The following is a 1,098-nucleotide window of genomic DNA, read 5'->3' on the forward strand; positions in this document are numbered from 1 at the left end:
GGCGGCGGCAAAAACTGAGTGCAACACCTGACCTTTCCGGTAGGGTGTTGCCATGTCTTATCACGAACTCAGCGTTGAAGAACGCTCCGATATCCAGGTCAGTCTGCTGCGTGGCATGAGCCAGCGCGCCATTGCCCGAATGCTCAACCGCAGCCCCTCAACGATCAGTCGCGAGATCCGTCGCAATCGTGATGCCCGGGGTGAGTACACCACCCAGCATGCCCAACAAGCCATGCGCGATCGTCGATTGCCCTGCCGGCCCCGGCAAAAGCTGGTGCCCGGCAACGAATTGTTCGAGCTGGTCGCCCACCTGCTGCGACAGCGCTTTTCTCCCGAGCAGATTGCCGGCAAGCTGCGAACCATGAAATCCCCAAGCTTCGAAGACGCCTACGTCTGCCGCGAGACGATCTACAACGCGATCTATGCCCTGCCGGTCGGCGAACTGCGCAAGGAGCTGATCATCTGCCTGCGGCAAGGCAAAACCTCCCGCCGTCCGCGTTCTGGCGGCGTAGATCGCCGTGGCCAGATCCCGGACATGGTCAGCATCCATGTGCGTCCGCCGGAGATCGAGGATCGCGTGATGCCGGGACATTGGGAGGGCGACTTGATCAAGGGCAAAGCCAACGCATCGGCCGTGGGTACGCTAGTCGAACGCACCAGCGGCTACCTGATGCTGGTGAAGATGCAAGACGCGACGGCGACCTCGGCCGTGGAAGGCTTCAGTTCGGCGCTGAACCATATGCCGCTGGCGGCCCGCAAGAGCATGACCTACGACCAAGGGCGGGAGATGGCGCGTCACGCGGAAATCACCCAGAAGACCGGGGTGGCAATTTACTTCTGCGACCCGCACAGCCCCTGGCAGCGCGGCAGCAATGAGAACATCAACGGACTGATCCGCCAGTACCTGCCCAAGGGCACGGATCTGTCGGTGTGCAGCCAAGAGCAGTTGGATGCGATTGCCTACGAGTTGAACATCCGACCGCGTAAGCGCTTCGGTTTCAAGTGCCCCATCGAGGTCATGACCGAGCTGATGGCCAAGCATCACGAGGCTCCCGCCTCAATCCAGTAACTGTGTTGCACTCAGCTCCTGCAACCGCC

At 61.3% G+C, this 1,098-nt stretch carries 1 protein-coding gene; it reads left to right on the forward strand.

All coding sequences use genetic code 11. The annotated features are described in order from the left end of the window. Positions 1-52 precede the first annotated feature (52 nt). On the forward strand, positions 53-1,069 hold the full coding sequence (locus GIW04_RS30920) for an IS30 family transposase (protein WP_008435491.1): 1,017 nt from the start codon (positions 53-55) through the stop codon (positions 1,067-1,069). Positions 1,070-1,098 lie beyond the last annotated feature (29 nt).

Source organism: Pseudomonas sp. PA-4-8C (assembly GCF_021606625.1).
Taxonomy (GTDB): Bacteria; Pseudomonadota; Gammaproteobacteria; order Pseudomonadales; family Pseudomonadaceae; genus Aquipseudomonas; species Aquipseudomonas lactis.